18 protein-coding genes, 1 pseudogene and 2 riboswitches are annotated in these 20600 nt (G+C 73.6%); of the genes and pseudogenes, 6 read left to right on the top strand and 13 right to left on the bottom strand.

Annotation, left to right across the window (positions count from 1 at the left end):
* The first annotated feature begins 592 nt into the window (after window positions 1-592).
* Window positions 593-1864 (top strand): alginate lyase family protein, encoded by a 1272-nt coding sequence (locus RM590_RS14650; protein ID WP_311704969.1) that lies wholly within the window; start codon window positions 593-595, stop codon window positions 1862-1864.
* Window positions 1865-2266: 402 nt separating this feature from the next.
* Window positions 2267-2668: a Rieske (2Fe-2S) protein gene (locus RM590_RS14645; RefSeq protein ID WP_394813865.1), complete on the top strand. Its 402-nt coding sequence runs from the start codon at window positions 2267-2269 to the stop codon at window positions 2666-2668.
* A 212-nt stretch (window positions 2669-2880) separates the two neighbouring features.
* On the opposite strand, the gene RM590_RS14640 is transcribed toward RM590_RS14645, so the two are convergent.
* Both RM590_RS14640 and RM590_RS14635 read right to left on the bottom strand, forming a co-directional pair.
* Entirely contained in the window at window positions 2881-3786 is a 906-nt protein-coding gene (locus tag RM590_RS14640; protein WP_311704968.1) for a LysR family transcriptional regulator, read from the bottom strand.
* A gap of 68 nt (window positions 3787-3854) precedes the next feature.
* Window positions 3855-5186, bottom strand: a complete 1332-nt coding sequence (locus RM590_RS14635; RefSeq protein ID WP_311704967.1) for an aminotransferase class I/II-fold pyridoxal phosphate-dependent enzyme — start codon at window positions 5184-5186, stop codon at window positions 3855-3857.
* A gap of 57 nt (window positions 5187-5243) precedes the next feature.
* On the opposite strand from RM590_RS14635, the gene RM590_RS14630 reads away from it, so the two are divergent.
* Window positions 5244-5924, top strand: coding sequence for a pyridoxamine 5'-phosphate oxidase family protein (locus RM590_RS14630; RefSeq protein ID WP_311704966.1), 681 nt, complete (start codon window positions 5244-5246; stop codon window positions 5922-5924).
* On the opposite strand, the pseudogene RM590_RS14625 reads toward RM590_RS14630, so the two are convergent.
* A pseudogene (locus tag RM590_RS14625) lies at window positions 5916-6857 on the bottom strand (DMT family transporter); the annotation flags it as partial. The gene RM590_RS14630 and the pseudogene RM590_RS14625 overlap by 9 nt on opposite strands.
* Before the next feature lie 309 nt (window positions 6858-7166).
* Here RM590_RS14625 and RM590_RS14620 point away from each other — a divergent pair.
* Complete coding sequence (locus tag RM590_RS14620; RefSeq protein WP_311704965.1) at window positions 7167-7850, top strand: DUF4232 domain-containing protein; 684 nt, start codon at window positions 7167-7169, stop codon at window positions 7848-7850.
* Between the two features lie 6 nt (window positions 7851-7856).
* On the opposite strand, the gene RM590_RS14615 is transcribed toward RM590_RS14620, so the two are convergent.
* The gene (locus RM590_RS14615) at window positions 7857-8660 is read right to left on the bottom strand and encodes a CPBP family intramembrane glutamic endopeptidase (protein WP_311705089.1); all 804 of its coding nucleotides are present in this window, start codon (window positions 8658-8660) and stop codon (window positions 7857-7859) included.
* A gap of 80 nt (window positions 8661-8740) precedes the next feature.
* Window positions 8741-10231 (bottom strand): glutamate--cysteine ligase, encoded by a 1491-nt coding sequence (locus RM590_RS14610; RefSeq protein ID WP_311704964.1) that lies wholly within the window; start codon window positions 10229-10231, stop codon window positions 8741-8743.
* Between the two features lie 274 nt (window positions 10232-10505).
* On the opposite strand from RM590_RS14610, the gene RM590_RS14605 reads away from it, so the two are divergent.
* Window positions 10506-11075 carry a hypothetical protein gene (locus RM590_RS14605; protein WP_311704963.1) on the top strand — a complete coding sequence of 190 codons (570 nt, stop codon included), beginning with the start codon at window positions 10506-10508 and terminating at the stop codon, window positions 11073-11075.
* A 70-nt stretch (window positions 11076-11145) separates the two neighbouring features.
* Here RM590_RS14605 and gcvP read toward each other — a convergent pair whose 3' ends face one another.
* Window positions 11146-14043, bottom strand: a complete 2898-nt coding sequence (gcvP, locus tag RM590_RS14600; protein WP_311704962.1) for an aminomethyl-transferring glycine dehydrogenase — start codon at window positions 14041-14043, stop codon at window positions 11146-11148.
* 60 nt (window positions 14044-14103) lie between these two features.
* Window positions 14104-14224: riboswitch (glycine riboswitch) on the bottom strand.
* Window positions 14225-14322: riboswitch (glycine riboswitch) on the bottom strand.
* Window positions 14323-14457: 135 nt separating this feature from the next.
* Between gcvP and RM590_RS14595 the strand changes: the two genes are divergently transcribed.
* Entirely contained in the window at window positions 14458-14847 is a 390-nt protein-coding gene (locus RM590_RS14595; RefSeq protein WP_311704961.1) for a PRC-barrel domain-containing protein, read from the top strand.
* Here the strand turns inward: RM590_RS14595 and RM590_RS14590 are convergent.
* The 7 genes from RM590_RS14590 to RM590_RS14560 all read right to left on the bottom strand — a co-directional run bounded on the left by RM590_RS14590 (window position 14814) and on the right by RM590_RS14560 (window position 20427).
* A complete protein-coding gene (locus tag RM590_RS14590; RefSeq protein WP_311704960.1) occupies window positions 14814-16202 on the bottom strand; it encodes a DNA polymerase IV in 1389 nt (462 codons plus the stop codon). The two genes, RM590_RS14595 and RM590_RS14590, sit on opposite strands and share 34 nt — an antisense overlap.
* A gap of 57 nt (window positions 16203-16259) precedes the next feature.
* Window positions 16260-16826: a MerR family transcriptional regulator gene (locus RM590_RS14585; protein WP_311705088.1), complete on the bottom strand. Its 567-nt coding sequence runs from the start codon at window positions 16824-16826 to the stop codon at window positions 16260-16262.
* Between the two features lie 179 nt (window positions 16827-17005).
* On the bottom strand, window positions 17006-17479 hold the full coding sequence (locus tag RM590_RS14580; RefSeq protein WP_059008346.1) for a bifunctional nuclease family protein: 474 nt from the start codon (window positions 17477-17479) through the stop codon (window positions 17006-17008).
* Window positions 17480-17556: 77 nt separating this feature from the next.
* Complete coding sequence (locus RM590_RS14575; protein WP_394813864.1) at window positions 17557-18219, bottom strand: FHA domain-containing protein; 663 nt, start codon at window positions 18217-18219, stop codon at window positions 17557-17559.
* Window positions 18220-18420: 201 nt separating this feature from the next.
* Entirely contained in the window at window positions 18421-19191 is a 771-nt protein-coding gene (locus RM590_RS14570) for a DUF881 domain-containing protein (RefSeq protein WP_311704958.1), read from the bottom strand.
* 4 nt (window positions 19192-19195) lie between these two features.
* Entirely contained in the window at window positions 19196-19528 is a 333-nt protein-coding gene (locus tag RM590_RS14565; RefSeq protein ID WP_311704957.1) for a small basic family protein, read from the bottom strand.
* Window positions 19525-20427, bottom strand: a complete 903-nt coding sequence (locus tag RM590_RS14560) for a DUF881 domain-containing protein (RefSeq protein ID WP_311704956.1) — start codon at window positions 20425-20427, stop codon at window positions 19525-19527. Before RM590_RS14560 ends, RM590_RS14565 begins: the two co-directional genes overlap by 4 nt.
* Window positions 20428-20600 lie beyond the last annotated feature (173 nt).

Genomic DNA, 20600 nt, shown 5'->3' with positions numbered 1-20600 from the left:
AGGCGGCGCTGGAACCGGGTGACCGGCGCGCAGTTCGTCCAGCGAGCGGATCGGCTTCGCGCCCTTCACGGCCAGCAGTTCCTCGACGTCAGCGAGGGGCGAAGTGGCAGGCGGAGCGGCAGGTCGTGTTCCGGCGTGCTCACGGTGCGGATCTCCCTGCCGGGTGCTGACCGCTGCCATCATGATGCGGCGACCGCGAGGCACGGTGCCGCCATGCCGCGCTTGGCATGCTCACATTGATCGAGCAGGCGTCGGTCGGCTGTTTGCCTCACGCTCGGCACCCTCGGTTCGCTCCCAGAACTCTTCGAGGACATCGAGGCGGAGAGCTTCTTGTTGAAGGACGGCGCGCCCTGAGCGGCTGATAGCCCCGACCGGCAACGGCGACCGCACCATCGAGTCGACGTTCATGGCGCCTCGCCCCCAACGGCGCCGCCACCGCTTGCCCGGCGCTACTGGTCCACCCCGCTCCATAAAGAGCTCGAAATCTTTCGAAAATCCGCTTCTAGAGAACCTTTTCCATGGCCGGGGGGAACCATGGGAGTCGGCACGCGGGACGTGCCTACCCCCACACACAACCGAAAGAGGGATTCTCATGAAGGGCACGCATCGCCCGGAGGAGGAGAACCCGGGCCGCCGCCGCATCCTGAAGGCCGCCGTCCTGGGCAGTGGCGCGCTGGCGATCCCCGGCGCCGTCTACGCCAGCCAGTCCGCCGGCACCGAGGCACGGCGGCAGACAACCCGGCCCCTCCAGACGTTCACCCACCCCGGTGCGCTCCACACACAGGAAGCCTTCGACCGGATGGCAGAGCACGTGGCCGCGGGCGACGAGCCGTGGATCACCGGCTGGAACCGGCTCACCGCCAACACGCACTCGGCGGCCGACTGGATCCCCAACCCGCAGGAGACGATCATCCGCGGGTCCGGCGGCTCAGGGCCGGAGAACTACTGGATCCTCTACAACGACATCCACGCGGCGTACCAGAACGCGCTGCGCTGGAAGATCACCGGCGACACCGCCCACGGCGACACCGCTCGGGACATCTGCAACGCCTGGTCGGAGACACTGACGTCCATCGACGCCGGCCCCTCCGACTCCCGTCTCGCGTCAGGCATCTACGGGTACCAGTTCGCCAACGTCGGCGAGATCATCCGCGACCACGAGGGTTTCGACCTGGCTCGGTTCCAGGACCTGATGCAGAACGTTTTCTACCCGCTGAACTCTGACTTCCTGGTCCGACACAACGGCACCTGCGAGTCCCACTACTGGGCCAACTGGGACCTGTGCAACATGGCCTCGATCATGGCCATCGGGATCCTGCGCGACGACCAGGCCCAGTTCAACGAAGCGGTGGACTACTTCCACAACGGCCTGGGCACCGGCAACCTGGTGAACGCGATCCCGTTCGTCTACGACGACGTCGCCCTGGCCCAGTGGCAGGAGAGCGGGCGCGACCAGGCCCACAGCATGATGGGCATCGGGCTGATGGGCACGCTCTGCGAGATGGCCTACAGCCAGGGCGTCGACCTCTACGCCGCGGACGACTACAGGTTCCGCAAGGCGTGCGAGTACGTGGCCCGCTACAACCTGGGCAAGGACGACGTGCCGTTCACCACCTACGAGAACTGCGAGGGAGTGGTGCACACCGTCATCTCCGAAGGCGGTCGCGGCCAGGTGCGCCCGGTCTGGGAGCGGGTCTTCCACCACTACTGGGGTCGGCTGAACCAGGACTGCCCGGGCATCCAGGAAATGGCCCTGGCCAACTCCCCGGAGGGCGGCGGCGGCGACTACGGCCCGAACAGCGGCGGCTTCGACGAACTGGGGTTCGGCACGCTCGCATACGTCGACCGCTTGGTGAGCGAATGACAGAAGACCCCACCGCCTCACACGCTCCCACTCCCCGCTGAGGGTGGCTCGGGCGGCGCACGCCGCCCGAGCCAGTGGCCCGTCACGCCGCCCTGTGGGATACCGAGCCGCGCACCGACGACAAGCCACCGGTCTGCGCGGCCGTCAGCCTGCGAAGGTGAGGGGCCCGTGGTGATCGGCTGCCGGCTCATCGAGCCTCACCACCCCGGCGACGGCGGCGCGGCTTCGGGAGAGGTGAACGGTCGCGGAGACGACCGGCCCATGGGGGCACCGATGGCGCACCCGTGCACTGGTGCAGGAGCCCTCACCTTGTACGGGGCACGGAGACCAGCAGGGGCCGAATGCGGGAAGACCGCGGATACCGCCGGGCCCCCGGCGGGTGGAACGAGGAAGGGGGCCGGTGTGACCGGACCAGTGACATCCCGGCGGGTGGTCGTCGCGGCGGGCGCCGCGGGGCTGACGGCGTGCGGCTCCGGCGACGGGGACGGCGAGCGCGAGGGCGGCGGGCAGGGCGAGCGGCTGGCCGCCACCTCCGACATCCCGGCGGGCGGCGGGAAGGTCTTCGGGGACCGGCGGGTGGTGGTGGTGGTGGTCCAGCCGGCCGACGGGGAGTTCCGGGCGTTCTCGGCCGTGTGCACGCACCGGGGCTGCACGGTGAGCGAGGTACGCGACGGGACGATCGACTGTGCCTGCCACGGCAGCAAGTTCGCCATCGAGGACGGCGGAGTGGTGCGCGGCCCGGCCACCGAGCCGCTGCCGGAGGAACGGATCACCGTGCGGGGGGAGTTCGTCCATCTGGCGTGAGCGGGCGGCATTCCGGGCCTAGGGCCTGTATCGAGTTCCCGGTCGGATCAGCCCGCGGCGTCAGACGCGGTGCATCGCAAGGCACCGGATCGCAGCTCATACCCGGCCGTATTCGCGCGATTCGGCTGGGGGCACCTCCCAGACGGAGTCTGGGGGAGCGGCGAGGTGCCGTGACTGGCGTCGCGGGCCCGGGCGGGAACTCGATACAGGCCCTAGTTCGGAACGCCGCGCGCGGCGTCGCGCAGCGCGGCGACCGCGGCCCGGACCGAGGGGCGGCGGTCGGCCCCCGCGCGCCAGACCGCGTACACGCGGCGGGTGATGGTGTGCCGCACGGGGACCAGCGCGACGCCCTCCGGCACCGGGTCGCGGCCCAGTCGCGGCGCCACCGCGACGCCGAGGCCGGCGGCGACCAGGGCGAGCTGGGTGTGGTGCTCGACGGCGGTGTGGATCAGCCGGGGCTCGACGCCCTTGCCGCGCAGGGTGAACATCAGCCACTCGTGGCAGACGGCGCCCGGCGGCCAGGAGACCCAGGGGTCGTCCGCGAAGTCCTCCAGGTCCACCCCTTCCCGGCCGGCCAGCGGGTGGGTGACGGGCATCGCCACGTCGGCCACGTCGTCCAGCAGCGTCTGGCGGGCCAGCCCGCCGGGCAGGGCGAGCGGCCGGTTGTACCAGTCGAGCACGACGGCGAGATCGATGTCGCCGCGTTCCAGGTCGCGCAGCGCCACGTCCGGTTCCATCTCCCGCAGGTGGATGCGCAGTCGGGGATGTCCGGCGACCAGCGCGGCCAGCGTCGGCGGGAACAGGCCCCGGGAGGCGGTCGCGAACGCGCCGATCACCAGCTCGCCCACCACCTGCCCCCGCTGGGCCTCCAGGTCGGCGTGCGCGAACTCCACCTGGGCCAGGATGCGTTCGGCGTGCTCGGACAGCAGCCGGCCGGCGTCGGTGAGCCGCACCCCGCGGCCGTGCTTCGCGAGCAGCCGCTGCCCCGTCTCGCGCTCCAGCTTGGCCATCTGCTGGGAGACGGCGGAGGTGGTGACGTGCAGGGCGTCGGCGGCGGCGCTCACCGAGCCGTGGTGGCTGATGGCGTGCAGGACGCGGAGCCGGTCGATGTTCAACACCTCAGCGATGCTACGTTCCGGCGGCGCCTTTCCGTAACGGCCCTACACCGTCGCGCCCGCCGCGGCCTTCAGTCGTAACGGCGGGCGGCGGGCGGCCGGATCGCGGCGGCCACCGCGTCGGCCAGCGGCCCGACGTCGGCCTCGGCGAGGGCGGACACGGTCAGCCGGAGGCCCGGCGGCGCGGCCACCCGGAACCGCGCGCCGGGCGCCGCGGCCCAGCCCGCGTGCAGCAGCCGGGCGAGGGCGCCGGTCTCGTCGGGGACGGGCACCCACACGTTGAGTCCGCTGCGGCCGTGGGCGGGGACGCCCCGGGCCGCGAGGGCGGCGATCAGGGCGGCGCGGCGCTCGCCGTAGGCGCGGGCGGCGCGGCCGGGGTCGGCGGGCTCGGCGCGCCACAGCGCGGCGACGGTGTCCTGGAGCAGGTGGCTGATCCAGCCGGGGCCGAGCCGCTGCCGGCCCAGCACCCGGTCCACGGTGACCGGGTCCCCGGTAAACACCCCCAGACGCAGGTCCGGCGCGTACGCCTTGGCGGCGGACCGGACGAACGCCCAGTGCCGGGTGTGCCCGGAGAGCGGGCACAGCGGCTGCTCGACGATGCCGTCGCCGTGGTCGTCCTCGATGAGCAGCGTGTCGGGGTGGGCGGCGAGCACCGCCCGCAGCGCCTCGGCGCGGGCCGGGGAGACGGCGGCCCCGGTGGGGTTCTGCGCGCGGGCGGTGACGACCAGGGCGCGGGCGCCCTGGCGCAGCGCGCGGCCGGCCGGGCCGGGGAGCGGGCCGTCGTCGTCCACCGCGACGGGCACCGCGCGCAGGCCGAGCGCCGGGATGAGGTCCAGGAAGCTGCCCCAGCCGGGGTCCTCGACGGCGACGGTGTCGCCGGGGCGCAGGTGTGCGGCGAGGACACGCTCGATGGCGTCCAGCGCTCCGGAGGTGACGGCGAGGGGACCGCCGGGGACGCCGTCCCGGTCGAACCGGGCGCGGGCGACGCGGGCCAGCTCCTCGCGCACGGGCGGGTGGCCGTAGAGCACGGGGGAACGGGCGGCGCGGGCGGCGGCCTCGGCGAGGGCCGGGCCGAGGTCGGGCAGCAGGGCCGGGTCGGGGTTGCCCTGGGAGACGTCGCGGACCCCGGCGGGCGCCTCGACGCCGAGGGCCTCCCGGGGCGTGCTGACCGGGCGGGCCCGCACCCGGCTGCCGCGGCGGCCGGCCGTTTCGATGACGCCGCGCTCGCGCAGGATGCGGTACGCGGCGGCGACCGTGTTGGGGTTCACCCCGAGCCGGGCGGCCAGCTCGCGCAGCGGCGGGAGGGCGGACCCGGGGGACAACTCGCCACTGCCGACGCCGCGTTCGACGCTGGCCGCGATTTCGGCGGCGCCCCGGCCCTCGATCGTATATTCTCCTAGCACAAAGAGCATTTTGCACTAGTTCAAAAGCTGGGGCAAGAGCGACCCGAGGAGAGAACCATGCCGCCCACCGGCCCGGCCGCCCCCTACCCGCAGACCACGCGCACCACCCCCACCCGGTCCCGTCATCGGGTCTCCTACGACCGGGAGTTGGTGCACGGCATCCTCGACGAGGGCTATCTGTGCCACCTCGGCTTCGTCCGGGACGGGCGGCCCGTCGTGCTGCCGACGCTGTACGCGCGCGACGGCGAACGGCTGTATGTCCACGGCTCCACCGGCGCCCGCGTGGTGCGGGCCGCCGGCGAGCCGGGGCCGGGGCTGCCCGTGTGCCTGACCGTGACGCACGTGGACGGCCTGGTGCTGGCCCGGTCGGCGTTCCACCACTCCGTCAACTACCGCTCGGTGGTGGTCCACGGCACCGCCCGGCCGGTGACCGACGAGGCGGCCAAGAGGCGGGCGTTCGACCTCGTCGTCGACCACGTGATACCGGGCCGGTCGGCCGACTGCCGCCCGGCCGACGCCCGCGAACTGGCCGCCACCGCGGTGCTGGAACTCGACCTGGCCGAGGTCTCGGCCAAGGTCCGCACCGGCGGCCCGAACGACGACCCCGAGGACCTCTCACTCCCGTACTGGAGCGGCGTCCTCCCGGTGACCACCGTCCACGGCGCCCCCGTCCCGGCCGGCGGCCCCGGCGAGACCCCGCCCGCCCCGGCCTACCTGACGGGCTACGCCAGGCCCTGACCGGGACTCCGCCACCACCAGCGCCGTCACGGCCGTCAGCAGCACGGCCGTGCCGGCGAGGACGGCCGGGGTCAGCCGCTCGCCGAGCAGGAGCACCGCGATGGCCGTCGCCGTCACCGGCTCGATCAGCGTGATCACGGAGGCGGTGGCGGCCCGCACCACGGCGAGCCCGGCGAAGTACAGCGCGTAGGCCAGCGCGGTCGGCACCGCCGCCAGGTACAGCAGCAGCGCCAGCGAGGGCGCGAGCCCGTCGGCGCGCGGCACGATGCCCGAGGCCAGCGCGAACGGCAGCGTGCACACCGTGCCCACGGTCAGGGAGGACAGCGTGGCGCCCAGCGGGTCGGCGGCGGTGCCGTCCCGCCCCCGGCGGCGGCTGTGGAGCGTGACGGCGGTGTAGCCCGCCGCGGACAGCAGCGCGAGGCCGACGCCGGACGGCCGCACCGCGCCCGCCCCGCTCCCGCCGCCCAGCGTGAGCACGGCGAGCCCCGCCAGCGCGCCGAACAGGGCCAACACCCCGCCCGGGCCCGGCCGTTCGCCCAGCAACGGCCGGGCCGCCAGCGCGATGAGCACCGGGCCCGCGCCCAGGGTGACGACGGTGGCGACGGCCAGGCCGGTGGCCGCCACGGCCGCGAAGTAGGCGACCTGGAAGAGGGTGAAGCCGGCGCCCAGCACCGCGGCGTGCGCGGCGCGGCGCCGGAGCCGCTCGCCGGGCCCGCGGCCGGTCCGGCACGGCCGGCGGACGAGGGGCCGGACGAGGAGCAGCAGGGCCAGGCCGCCGGCCGAGCGCCAGAAGGTCAGGGCCACGGGGCCGAGCCCGCTGCTCTCGAAGAGCAGCGCGGCGGCGGCACCCGCGGTGCCCCAGGCGGTGGCGGCGATGGCGACGAAGAGAAGTCCCCGCCGCCTGGGCAGGGCTGGGGAAAGCGCGTAACGCATGGTTCTCCAACGGAGGAGTCGAGGCGGTCACCTGATCCCGGTCGCGGGCAGGACCGACCTCGCGCGGGGCGCTGAACCCGGCGCGTGCCGTCGTGGGCCGCCCGCGTTACGCGGTGGGCGGCGAGAGAACGTTGCTCGGCGTCACGGTGCACACCTTAGGCGCGCGCCGGCGGCGGGGACAACGGCGGGGCAACGGACCAGGGGCGGGAGGCGTGCGAGAGGGCGCTCCGGGGAACCCGTTCTGTCGTGGCCACGTCCAATCGCCACAGCACTCCTCCGCCCAGCCGAACCCCCACCGGAGGACCTCGAATGGTGTCCCACCCCTTGCGCACCGTGTGCGCCGCCGCGATCGCCGTCCTGGTCGTCGCGGGCTGCGCCGAATCCAACGACTCACAGGACTCCGCCGCCGACGACACCGCCGCCGCGCGCGACGACCGGTCCGGCGAACGGACTCCCGCCACCGAGGAGGACGGCGCACCGTCCGAAACCCCGGCCGACTCCGGCGACTCCGGCAGCGAGTCGGCCGCCCCCGAGTCCGACGCCCCCACGCCGGCCGAGGAGCCGGCCTGGTGCTCCCACGACGCGCTGACCGCCTCGGTCACCCCGCTTGAGCCGGGCGCCGGCAACCGGTACGCCGCGCTCGTGCTCACCAACTCCGCCTCCGAGCCCTGCCGCACCCAGGGCTGGCCCGGCCTTCAGCTCACTGCGGGCGACGGCGACGAGATCCCGACCACGACCGTGCGCGACGACTCCGCCGAGCCGGTGGAGCTCACCCTCGAACCGGGCGGCAGCGCCTGGGCCCGGCTGCACTGGAGCGCCGTGCCCGGCGCCGAGGACCCGGCCGACGGCTGCGGGCCCGACCCGGCCGTGCTGAACGTGATCCCGCCCGACGAGTACAGCCCGACCACCGCCTCCTGGGAACTGGGGTCGGTGTGCGGCGCGGGCCGGATCGAGGCGCAGCCGCTGGCCGAGGGCACCGGGCCCGCGCGGTAACTGCGGTCAGGCGGTGGGGAGCCAGTCGACCCGGCCGGCCAGCAGCGCGTAGCCGACGAACGCCACGATGTCGATCAGCGCGTGCGCCACGACCAGCGGCATGACCCGCCCCCACCGCCGGTACAGCCAGACGAAGATGACGCCCATGACCACATTGCCGAAGAAGCCGCCGATGCCCTGGTAGAGGTGGTAGCTGCCGCGCAGCACGGAGCTGGCGACCAGGGCGCCGACCGGGGTCCAGCCCAACTGCCCGAGCCGGCGCAGCAGATAGCCGACGACGATCACCTCCTCCAGCACGGCGTTCTCCAGGGCGGAGGCGATCAGCACCGGGATCTTCCACCACACGTCCGGCAGCGACTCCGGCACCACCGTCAGATTGGCTCCGGCGGCGTGCGCGCCGAGGTAGAGCAGCAGCCCGCTGCCGCCGATGCCGGCCGCGACGACCGCGCCCCAGGCCAGGTCGAAACGGGGCCGGCGCAGGTCGAAGCCGATCGCGCGCAGCCCGGGCCCGCCCGCCTCGGCCCACTCGCGCATCAGGAGATGGGCCACCAGCACCACGGGCACCAGGTCGGTCGTGATGCCGAAGAGCTGCCAGGCCAGGTCGAGCCAGGGGCGGTCGGGGGCGCGCGAGCTGTTGAGCGTGGCGGCCTGCTCGCTCAGCCCGCCGGGGCGGGTGACGACGCCGGTGAAACTGATCAGCGCGCCGACCGCGCTCGCACCGAGCGAGACGGCCAGCACGAGCAGCATCTCCTGGCGCAGAACGCGCCGGGAGAGCCGCGCCGCGCCGCCGCCCGATGCCGCGTCCGCCATCTGGTCCGGCTTCAGTCCCACTCCGTCTCCCGTCCGGCGGGCCGGCGCCCCGTGCGACCGCGAGCCGGCCGCCGGAGCCGTTATGCCCCGGTCGGCCAGGTGTGCACGGGAGCGTCCGTCCGCGCCAGTTCGCAGTACCGCCGGACGAGATCCCGCAGGGCGGTCGCCCGGTCCGCTCCATTCGCCACCGCTTGGTGGTAGGCCCGAGTCTGCCAGCCCGCCCCGGTGACGCGACGGCGGCATCGCTCCTCGATGACCGTCAGGTAGTGGTCGCGGTCCCCGGCCGCCACGCCGCAGGCGGCCAGGCCCTCGGCCGCGAGCGGCAGCAGGCGGTCCCGGACGAGGTCGGCGGCGGGCAGCGGGGCGACGGTGCCGTCCGGGCCGGGCCAGTCGAGTTCGGCGTCGATGCCGTGGCGGCAGGCCGCCAGGAAGTTGCGCTCGGCGGTGGCGAACGGCAGCCGGTGCCACACCGGGTCCGGCTGGTCGGCCAGCGCGCGCACCAGGCCGTAGTAGAACGCGGCGTTGGCGACGGTGTCGGTGATGGTGGGGCCGGTGGACAGCACCCGGTTCTCCACGCGCAGGTGGGGCACGCCGCCGGCCACGGCGTAGACCGGGCGGTTCCAGCGGTAGACCGTGCCGTTGTGCAAAGACAGCTCGGCCAGGCGGGGCACGCCGCCGGCGGCCAGCGTCTCCAGCGGGTCCTCGTCGGCGCACAGCGGCAGCAGCGCGGGGAAGTAGCGGACGTTCTCCTCGAAGAGGCAGTGCACGGAGTCGATCCAGCGCTCCCCGAACCAGGCGCGCGGGCGGACTCCCTGCGCGGCGAGCTCCGGCGGACGGCTGTCCGTGGCCTGGAGGAAGAACGGCGGCCGCGACTCGTGCCAGAGTTCGCGGCCGAAGACGAAGGGGGCGTTGGCGCCGACGGCTATCTGCGCGGCCGCGGCGGCCTGCGCGGCGTTCCAGGTGTCGGCGAACCGCTCGGGGGTGACCTGGAGATGGAACTGCACGGAGGTGCAGGCGGCCTCCGCCACGATGGAGTCGAACGTCCGGCGCAGCGTCTCGGTCCCGGTGATGTCGAGGCTGATCAGCTCGCCCCGGGCGGCCATGATCTGATCGTTCAGCAGCGTGTACCGGTCACCGGGCGAGAAGGACTCGGGCACCATCTGATCGGCACTGATCGTCGGGAGCACTCCGGTCATCACGAGTCCGGCGCCGAATTCCCCGGCTATTCGGTCGGCGTATCCGAGGGCGATGCGCAGTTCTTCGGCCATGTCGTCGAAGACCCGCCCGGACAGCCGCCGGGGCACCATATTCAGCTCCAGCGTGAATTGTCCGAGCTCGGTCTGGAAATCCCGGGTGGCCATTCGCGTGAGGACGTCGTCGTTGACCATTCGCGGCGAACCGTCGGAATCCGCCAGACACAGTTCCACCTCCAGCCCGATCCGGTCCTCGTGCGGCGCGAAACGGTCCTCGCGCAGCAGCGTTCCGAGCCCGTCCAGACACGCGTGCAGCCGGTCCCGGAACCGCTGCCGGGCGGCCAGATCGAACCGGTCGGCCACGACCTTCTCCCCCATGGGGCACCTCCTGCGTCGCGCGGCGTCTCGGGCTCGATCCTGCCCAGACCACAGGGGTGGCACGCATGCCCCGGGTGCCCCCGGTCCCCGTTCCGGCATATTCCATGGGAATAGGACGCCGGGGTCGAACTGTTCCGGCGGCCGGTTTTGCCTCTTGCCGAAACGTCCCGGGTCGGCTACAGGAAACATAGAGAGAACATGTCTCGTATAAACTCCGCCACGGCGTGTCTCCCACAGAAGAGGCGACCTACTCCAAAGCGAGAGGCGACCCATCATGCCCCTGCACATTCCCCTGGCTCCCGCTGCCGCCGAGCGCAGCGTACGAACGGCACTCCACTCGACGACGCCGGTGACACCGCGCCCGCCGCGCCTCGGCGAGGGGGCCCTGCAACCGGTCCTTCCCCTGCCCGTGCACCGGCTGGCGCCGGTCACCGGCCCCACCGAGCCGCCGCGCGCGCGGCTCACGGGCTGGCGCTTCCTGCTGGCCCGGGACGGCCTGGCCGTCGGGGCGGCCGAGACCATGCTGACGGCGGACGGCTGGGCGTTCTCGCACTTCTGCGAGGGCCCCTTCATCGCGTCCAGCGAGCGGGCGGTGCGACTGGCGGACGCCCTGCCCGGGCCGTATCAGCCCCGGCTGCTGTCCGTTCCGGAGCTGTACATGCTCACCCTCTGGCTGCACTCCGACCCGGGCGCGGACCCCGCGGCGGGGGACCCGCTGCCGGAGGACCTGCTGATGCCGCTGGCCCCGGCGCCGCCCGGCATCGCCGCCGACCGGGCGGTGACCACGGCCGCCCTGCTGCCGCTGCTGACCAGCCGGCTGGCGCCGCTCGGCCTGGCGAGCTGACCTCCCGGCAAGCACGTCCGGGACCGGCACGCAACGGCGCGAACCGGTCCCGGCACTCCACTGCGGGCCGTCAGCCCGCGTACTCGTCCAGCGGCGGGCAGGAACAGACCAGATTCCGGTCGCCGAAGGCGCCGTCGATGCGGCGCACCGGCGGCCAGTACTTGCCGTCCGTGCTCGTCCCGGCCGGGTAGGCCGCCTCCCGGCGGCTGTACGGGTGCGGCCACTCGCCGGTGAGACGGGCGGCGGTGTGCGGAGCGTTGGCCAGCGGGTTGTCGTCCTTGGGCCACTCCCCCGAGCCGACCCGGTCAATCTCGGACCGGATGGCGATCATCGCCTCGCAGAACCGGTCGATCTCGGCGAGATCCTCGCTCTCCGTCGGCTCGATCATCAGCGTGCCCGGCACCGGGAACGACATGGTCGGCGCGTGGAACCCGTAGTCGATCAGGCGCTTGGCCACGTCGTCGATGCTCACGCCGGTGGCCTTGGTCAGCGGGCGCACGTCGATGATGCACTCGTGCGCGACCAGCCCGCCCGGCCCGGTGTAGAGCACGGGGTAGTGCGGTTCGAGGCGCTTGGCGATGTAGTTGGCGGCCAGCACCGCGACCTGCGTCGCCCGGCGGAGCCCGTCGGCGCCCATCAGCCGCAGATAGGCCCAGGAGATCGGCAGGATCCCGGCCGAACCCCAGGGCGCGGACGCGACCGGCCCGATGCCGCCGCCCGCCGGGCCCGCCGCCGGCTGGAGCGGGTGGCCGGGCAGATACGGCGCGAGGTGGGCGCGCACGGCCACCGGGCCGACGCCGGGCCCGCCGCCGCCGTGCGGGATGCAGAACGTCTTGTGCAGGTTGAGGTGCGAGACGTCGGCGCCGAACCTGCCGGGCCGGGCCAGCCCCACCAGGGCGTTGAGGTTGGCGCCGTCCACGTACACCTGGCCGCCCGCGTCGTGCACGGCCGCGCAGATGCCGGCGATGTCCTTCTCGAACACCCCGTGCGTCGAGGGGTAGGTGACCATCAGCACGGCCAACTCGTCCGCGTGCCGGGCGATCTTGGCGCGCAGGTCGTCGAAGTCCACGTCGCCGTTCTCGCCGGTGGCGACCACGACGACCCGCATCCCCGCCATCACGGCGCTGGCGGCGTTGGTGCCGTGGGCGGAGGACGGTATCAGGCAGACGGTGCGGTCCGGCTCGCCGTTGGCCCGGTGGTAGGCGCGGACGGCCAGCAGACCGGCCAGCTCGCCCTGGGAGCCGGCGTTGGGCTGGAGCGACACGCTGTCGTAGCCGGTGATCTCGGCCAGCCGCTGCTCCAGTTCACGGATCAGCGACAGATAGCCCTCGGCCTGCTCGATGGGCGCGAACGGGTGCAGCGCGGCGAACTCGGGCCAGGTGATCGGCTCCATCTCGACCGTGGCGTTGAGCTTCATGGTGCACGAGCCGAGCGGGATCATGCCCCGGTCCAGCGCGTAGTCCCGGTCGGCGAGGCGCCGCAGATAGCGCAGCATCGCCGTCTCGGAACGGTGCCGGTGGAAGACCGGGTGGGTCAGGTACTCGCCCTCGCGCAGCAGGCCGTCCGGCAGCGCGTCGGGCGTGCGGGCGTCCAGCGCCTCGATGCCGAACGCATCCCCCGCGACCCCGAACGCCGCCCAGACGGCGGCCAGTTGGGCGCGTCCGGTGGTCTCGTCGCAGGCGATGCCGACGTGGTCGGCGTCGGTGAGGCGGAGGTTTACCCCGGCGCCGCGGGCGGCGGCCACGACCTCGGCCGCGCGGCCCGGCACCCGGGCGGTGACGGTGTCGAAGAACGCGTCGTGCACCACCTCCACCCCGCCGTCCCGCAGTCCGGCGGCCAGCAGCGCGGCGTAACGGTGGGTGCGGCGGGCGATGGCGGCCAGCCCCTCGGGCCCGTGGTAGACGGCGTACATGCCGGCCAGCACGGCGAGCAGGACCTGCGCCGTGCAGATGTTGCTGGTGGCCTTCTCCCGCCGGATGTGCTGCTCCCGGGTCTGGAGGGCGAGCCGGTAGGCGGGCGCGCCGTCGGCGTCGCGGGAGACGCCGACCAGCCGCCCGGGCAGGCTGCGGGCGTAGGAGTCGCGGACCGCCATGAAACCGGCGTGCGGCCCGCCGAAGCCCATCGGGACGCCGAACCGCTGGCTGGAGCCGACCGCGATGTCGGCGCCCAGGTCGCCGGGTGAGGTGAGGAGGGTGAGGGCTAGCAGGTCGGCGGCGACGGTCACCACGGCGCCCAGCTCGTGGGCCCGCTCGATCAGGGCGCGGTGATCGCGGACCGCGCCGGAGGCGCCGGGGTACTGCACCAGCACGCCGAAGACGCCGCGCTCGGCGACCTCGGCGGGGATGCCGTCGCTCAGGTCGGCAACCACCACGTCCACCCCGGTGGGCTCGGCGCGCGTCTGGACGACCGCGATGGTCTGCGGCAGGCAGTCGGCGTCGACCAGGAACACGCCGTCCTTGACCTTGCCGACGCGCCGGGAGAGGGCCATGGCCTCGGCGGCTGCCGTTCCCTCGTCGAGCAGCGAGGCGCCGGCCGTGGGCAGGCCGGTGAGGTCGGACACGACGGTCTGGAAGTTGAGCAGGGCCTCCAGCCGGCCCTGGGAGATCTCCGGCTGGTAGGGGGTGTAGGCCGTGTACCAGGCCGGGTTCTCCATGACGTTCCGCAGGATGACCGGCGGCGTGAACGTGCCGTAGTACCCCAGGCCGATCATGGAGTGCAGCACGGTGTTGCGGGCCGCCAGCGCGCGCAGCTCGGCGAGGACGGCCGCCTCGTCACGGGCCTCGGGCAGGCGCATCGCCTCGGTGGTGCGGATCGCCTCGGGCACCGCGGCGGCGGTCAGCTCGTCCAGCGAGCCGAAGCCGACCTGGGCGAGCATCTTCGCCTCGGCGGCGGGGTCCGGCCCGATGTGCCGGGCGGCGAAGGGGGTGCCCTGCTCCAGGGCGGACAACGGTATGTGGCGGACAGTCATGCGGAAGGCTCCTCCTGGTCGCGACGACCTGCGGGGGTGCCGGGCGGCACTGCCCGGCGGGCCTCCCCCTCTGTCATGTCGACCTGAGAGCTTCACCGCGGCACTCGCGCGCCCCGGCTTGCACCGTCGGTGAGGGCGCCGGCGGGCTGTCGTCCGCCGCCACCCTGCTTTCCAGAGTGGTCTTCCTCGCGCGGTACAGGGGCCTGAGAGATTCCGGGGAGGAGTTGCTCCTTCGGCGCCCGGCGCCGTGCGGCGTCGGGACTCTCCCGCACGAGGTTGTCAACCGTCTTCGAGCCTACCAGCGGACCCCCCGCCGGGGACCAGGGCGCCACTCGACTGGCCAGCTTCCGGAATGTGTTCTTACGTAGGTCATAGCGGCCCTTTTCCGGACCTGCTGGATCAGTTGGAGGAATCGTGCAGACCGACATCGACCCGCGCAGCCTCATCGGCCGCAAGGCGTTCGACCGCGACGGCGCCAAGATCGGCACGGTGGACGAGGTGTATCTCGACGACGCCACCGGGACACCCGAATGGGCGGCGGTCCGCACGGGACTCTTCAGTCGCGACGCGTTCGTGCCGCTGGAGCCCAGCGAGCTGGTGAACGACACGCTGCGGGTGCCGTTCACACGGTCGCTGATCAAGGACGCGCCCGACTTCGGCGTCGGCAGGCACCTCTCCCCCGAACAGGAACTGGAGCTCTACCACCACTACGGCCTGGACGTGCCGCGCGCCGCGCCGGGCGACCCGGTGCCGCCGGACCGCGACTTCGGTCAGCTCGCCTCCCCGGACGACGGGCAGGGCTGAGCCGCCACCAGCGGCAGCGAATCGCCCCGGGCCAGCTCGGGATCGTCCACGGCGAAGGTCCGCACCCGGCCGGGCGGCGTGTCCGGCCGCTCGAAACGCACCGTGACCCGGCCCAGCCCGCTGCCCTGCACCCAGCCCGGCCCGTACCGCTCGTGCGCCACGTCCACCCCCGGCAGCCAGCTCCGCGCCGGGGACGGCTCGCTCCGGCCCTCCGGGGACGGCTCCGGCGCGACGACCGGCACCTCCTGGGCCGCCGGCCCGATGTGGCTGCCCCGGACCGCCTGGACCGACTGGGCGAACAGATCCTCCTGGGTGAAGTCGGCGAGGCCGCTGACGCCCACCCCGAGCAGCCGGACGCCCTCCGTGGTGTCCACGCCCTCCAGCAGCCGACCGGCCGCCTCCCGGACCACGGCCGGGTCGTCGGTGGGCCCGCGCAGCGTCTCGGAACGCGTGAGGGTGGTGAAGTCGTACCGCCGCACCTTGAGCACCACGGTGCGCCCCGACCGGCCGGCCGCGCGCAGCCTCGCCACACAGCGGTCGGCGAGCCGCGCCACCTCGAAACGGATCCGGGCCCGGTCGGTGACGTCCGCGTCGAAGGTGTCCTCGACCGAGACGGACTTCGTGTCCCGGTCCGCGACCACCGGCCGCTCGTCCACACCGTTGGCCATGGCGTACACCGAGGCCCCGTGCGCCTTGCCCAACAGCCGCAGCAGTTCGGCCTCCCCGGCCCGCACCGTCTCGCCGATGGTGTGGATCCCGGCCCGGCGCAGCGCCTCGGCCGTGGCCGGGCCGACCCCGGGCAGCGTCCGCACCGGCAGCGGGACCAGCAGCTCCCGCTCGGTGCCCGGCCGGATGAGCACCAGCCCGTCCGGCTTCGCCCGCTCCGAGGCGATCTTGGCCAGCATCTTGGATCCGGCCAGCCCCACCGAGCCGGTCAGCCCGGTGGTCACGCGGATCCGCTCGCGCAGCCGCTCCCCGGTGGCCAGGGCGTCCTCGGCCGTGGCAGCGGTGCCGCCGGCCGCCAGGTCGACGAACGCCTCGTCCAGGCTCAGCGGCTCGATCAGCGGCGACAGCTCGGCGAGCAGGCCCATCACGGTCTCGCTGATCGCGCGGTACACGCCGAACCGCGGCACGAGGGCGGCGGCGTTCGGACACAGGCGCCGGGCCTGGGCCATGGGCATCGCCGAGTGCACGCCGAACCGGCGCGCCTCGTAGGAGGCGGTGGCGACCACACCGCGCGGGCCGAGACCGCCGACGATCACCGGCTTGCCGCGCAGGCTCGGCTTGGCCGCCTGCTCCACCGAGGCGTAGAAGGCGTCCATGTCGAGGTGCAGGATGGTCGGCTGGCCTCTCACCTGTCCGATGGTGCCGCAGAGGTCTGACAGCCGCCCGCCCCGGGCCGGGGCGCGCGGTCAGCCGGTGCGGTGGCGCCGGCGGGCCAGCTCGTCGGCGGGGTGGACGGCGGGCACCGGCTCGCCGGTGTCCAGGCGCTCGGCCGGTAGCTGCCCGAGGGCGCTCTCCGCGTCGCTCCACACGGCGCCCACGGCGATGCCGAAGATGCCCCGGCCGCCCTGGAGCAGCTCGGCGAGCTCGTCCGGGGAGGCGCAGCGGTAGACGGTGGCGCCGTCGCTCATCAGGGTCATGCCGGACAGCTCCGCCAGATCGGCGGACCGCAGGGCCTGGACGGCCGTCCGGATGCTCTGCAACGAGACGCCGGCGTCCAGCAGCCGCTTGACGATCTTGAGGACCAGCACGTCCCGGAAGCCGTACAGCCGCTGGGTGCCGGAGCCATGGGCCGGCCGGATGCTGGGCTGCACCAGACCGGTGCGCGCCCAATAGTCCAACTGGCGATAGGTGATCCCGGCCGCCGCGCAGGCGCTGGGTCCTCGGTAGCCCATCTGGTCGGGCGTCCCGCGCTCCTGGGGGGCCAGGGGCCCCCGCGGGCCGGGGGGTGGCGGCGCACCGGGGAGGGCGGACATCCCGCCGACCGCTCTGCTGTCGCCGTTACCTGTCACGCCGGCCTCCGTTCCGCATGCCCCGACCGTGCCTTCGTCGCTCACCGGCTGTCACGATGAGCACGCACACAGCGCTCCTCCCAAGACATGCCCTATTGACGCTAGGCATCCACACTCAGCGCGTCAACGATCGCCACGCGCCGCTACTGGCTGCTCGTGCCGAAGTCCTCCGGGGAGATCTGGTCGAGGAACTCGCGGAACCTCTCCACCTCGTCCTCCTGCTCATCGGGGATGATGATCCCCGCGTCGTCGAGTACGGCGTCGCTGCCGTAGATCGGCGTGCCCACGCGCAGCGCGAGGGCTATGGCGTCGGAGGGACGGGCGCTGACCTCGACCCCGCTGGCGAACACGAGCTCGGCATAGAAGACTCCGTCGCGCAGATCGGTGATGCGCACCGCGCTGAGCTCCTGCCCCACCGCTTCCAGCACGTTCTTGAACAGGTCGTGCGTCAGTGGCCGGGCAGGGGTCATGCCCTGCTGGGCAAACGCGATGGCGGTCGCCTCCCCCGGTCCGATCCAGATCGGGAGGTAACGATCTCCGCCGACTTCACGGAGTAGCACGATGGGCTGATTGTTGGGCATTTCCACCCGCACGCCCACGACGTCGAGCTGATTCACACAGCAACCCTAGGCGGTGCTCGGTGCATTTGGATAGTCGAGCACCGCCGTGCGGCGCGCCCACGCCCCTGGTCGGCTCAGAAACCCTGCCTGCTGGCGAAGAAAACCAGCCGGTACTTGCCGATCTGGACCTCGTCGCCGTTGTTGAGGATCACCGAGTCGATCGGCTCGCGGTTGACATAGGTGCCGTTCAGGCTGCCGACGTCACTGACCGTGAAGCCGCCGTCCGGCTGCCGCCGGAACTCCACGTGACGGCGGGACACCGTGACGTCGTCCAGGAAGATGTCGCTGTGCGGGTGGCGTCCGGCGGTGGTCACGTCGCCGTCCAGCAGGAAGCGGCTGCCCGAGTTCGGCCCTCGGCGAACGATCAGCAGCGCGGAGCCGGGCGGCAGGGCCTCCACGGCGGCCTGTGCCTCGGGCGAGAGGGCCGGCGCCGGGTGCTGCCCGGTGACCTCGGCCTCGTACGCCTCCAGTCCGGTGATGGAGATCGTGGACGTGGTCTCGGAGGAGCCCTCGAACCCGGGCCGCAGCGCGTTGCCGCAGTTGGAACAGAACCTGCTGGTCGCGGCCGACCGGTGGCCGCAGCGGGAGCAGGTGACCGTCTCGCGTCCGGGGCCCTGCGAGCCTATGCCGCCGGGGCCGGCGACCTCGTCCCGGAACAACGGGCGGCCCGGCTCGGCACCGGCCGCCGGCGCCGGCTCGCCTTGCTGGCGGGCGCGGGGCCGTGCGGCACTGTGCATGCCGCTCTGACGCCTGCCGAACAATCTAGCGAAAAAGCTCACCCGCGATCCCCTCGCACCTAGCCCGGCCCGCCGTCGGGCGGGACGGTCCATTGTCTCTCACCGGCCGTGCGGGACATTCCGACAACGTCCCCGGCCCCCGTTCAGTTTCCCTCACCGAGCGCCACGAAGGCCCGGCAGCCCCCGTGACGTCGAGTTCGGTCACGATGACGACTGAGCGTAGTCAGGCTGCTCCGCCGATCGCAAGGCGTCAACGACGACGTTATCCGGCCGCTCCACGGCCACCTCCGCCTGCTCGTTCTCCAGGGACTGCACCACGCCCCCGGGGATGTTCAGCGCCGGCTCCAGGTCCTGGGGCCGGCCGATGGCCGCGACCTCGAACGGTGCGCGCACGGAGCGGCCGTCGATCCGCACCCCGCCGTTGTCGTCCACGAACGCGGTGTCCGCCACGATCCGCACGTCGTTGATCTGGATGGTCTCGGCGCCGGCGGCGCGCAGTTCCTGCACCGCGTCGAGCAGCATATCGGCCTCCACGGCGCCCAGCGGATCGTCGATGCGCAGCGTGATGCCCGGGCCCTCGGCGGCCACCGTGCCGGCCAGCACGCCGAGTTGGCGCTCCCGCTCCTCGGTCTGCCGTCTGGCCTCCTCGGCCTGGTCGGAGCTGGTCTCCAGCTCGGTGCGCTGCTCCTCCAGCGCGCGCTTCTCGTCCTCCAGCCGGGCGGTGCGGTCCTCCAGGTCGCTGAGGATGCGCACCAGGTCCTCCTGCCGGGCGCCGCGCAGCGCCGTCTCCTCGCTACCGGTGGCGCGCACCTGGATGGCCAGGCCCAGGCCCAGCACGAACAGCAGGACGGCGGCGACCAGTTGGCCGCGGCCCGCGCGGGGCGGCCAGAGCGCGGCGCGCAGCGCCCGGCGGCCGGTGAGGCGCGGGGCGGGGGCGGGGGCGGGGGCGGGGGTGGTCTCCTCGTCGGTCACCGGCTCACGCTCCGAAGACGTGCCGGCGGATGGCGGCGGCGTTGGAGAAGATCCGGATGCCCAGGACGACCACCACGCCGGTGGAGAGCTGGGCGCCGACCCCGAGCTTGTCCCCGAGGAAGACGATGAGCGCGGCCACGGTGACGTTCGACAGGAACGACACGACGAACACCTTGTCGTCGAACATGCCGTCCAGCATGGCGCGCAGGCCGCCGAACACCGCGTCCAGGGCGGCCACGACGGCGATGGGCAGGTACGGTTCCACGCCGGTCGGGACCACCGGCCGGGTGAGGACTCCGACCACGACTCCCAGGACCAGTCCCAGAACGGCGATCACTGTGGGCTTCCTTCTTCAGACGCTTCCGATGCTTCCGTGCCCGCGGGCCGGGCGGTGCGGATGGCCAGCGCGGGGGCGGCCGGCAGCCGCACCTCGTCCCGGACGGCGGTGCTGGTCCTGATGCCGTAACTGTCGCGCAGGACCTCCAGATAGCGGCCGTCGGGGGTGCCGGCGAAGGCCGCGGCGAGGTCGTCCCCGGCGCCGATGGCGAGCAGCGTGTAGGGCGGGACGAGCGGGCGGTTGTCGACCAGGACGGCGTCGCCGGCGGCGCGGATGGCGGACAGCGCGGTGAGGCGCTGGCCGTTGACGGAGATCGCCTCGGCACCGGCCTGCCAGAGGCCGTTGACGACGCGTTGCAGGTCGCGGTCGCGCACCCGGCCGGTGTCGGAGAAGCCGCCGCCGCCCGGCGCGTCCTCGCCCGGGGCGGCGTCCTCGGCGTCGTTCACGGTGAGTTCGAGGCCGGGGCCCGCCACGGGCGTGGCGCCGGCGAGGAGGGCGATCAGCTCGCCGTGCTCCGACTCGGGGTCGCCGATCGCGTCGCGCTGGCGGTCGGCGACCTCCGCGCGCAGCTCGTTCACCTCGTCCTGGAGGGCGTCGACGTCCGCGGTGCCGGACTCGACGCGGTCCAGCAGTTCCTCCCGCTCCCGGGCGAGGGTGGGCGCGGCCTCGCGGGCCTGCGCCGCGCCCAGGGTGACGACGAGGGCGGCCAGCACCAGGCCGGCGGCCAGCCAGAGTCTGGCGCGCAGCGTGCGCGGCAGCTCCGACCGGCCTTCGGCCCGCCGTCTGGCCGCCGCCTGGGCGTACCCCTCGTCGAGGGTGTTGCTCATGACGGTGGTCAGCAGCGACATCGAGGCGTCGGGACGCGCCGGGACGCGCCGCCCCGGCTCCTGCTGTGGCATGGCGGACATCGTCGCACGCGCCCCGCGGGAGACCGAAACGGGCCCGGTGGCCGGGCCCGTTGACGCGAGTCGGCCTGGGCCAGTGCCGCGTCAGTCAGGGTTTGCCCGTCAAGGAGCGGCGTCCGGTGCGGTGCTCCCCCAGGCCCTTGGGGGCCTGGGAGGTACCCCCAGCA

The organism is Streptomyces litchfieldiae (genome assembly GCF_031845365.1).
In the GTDB taxonomy this organism is placed as follows: domain Bacteria; phylum Actinomycetota; class Actinomycetes; order Streptomycetales; family Streptomycetaceae; genus Streptomyces; species Streptomyces litchfieldiae.
Note: the sequence above shows the minus strand (reverse complement) of the source record. Positions and strands in the feature narration are given on the sequence as shown.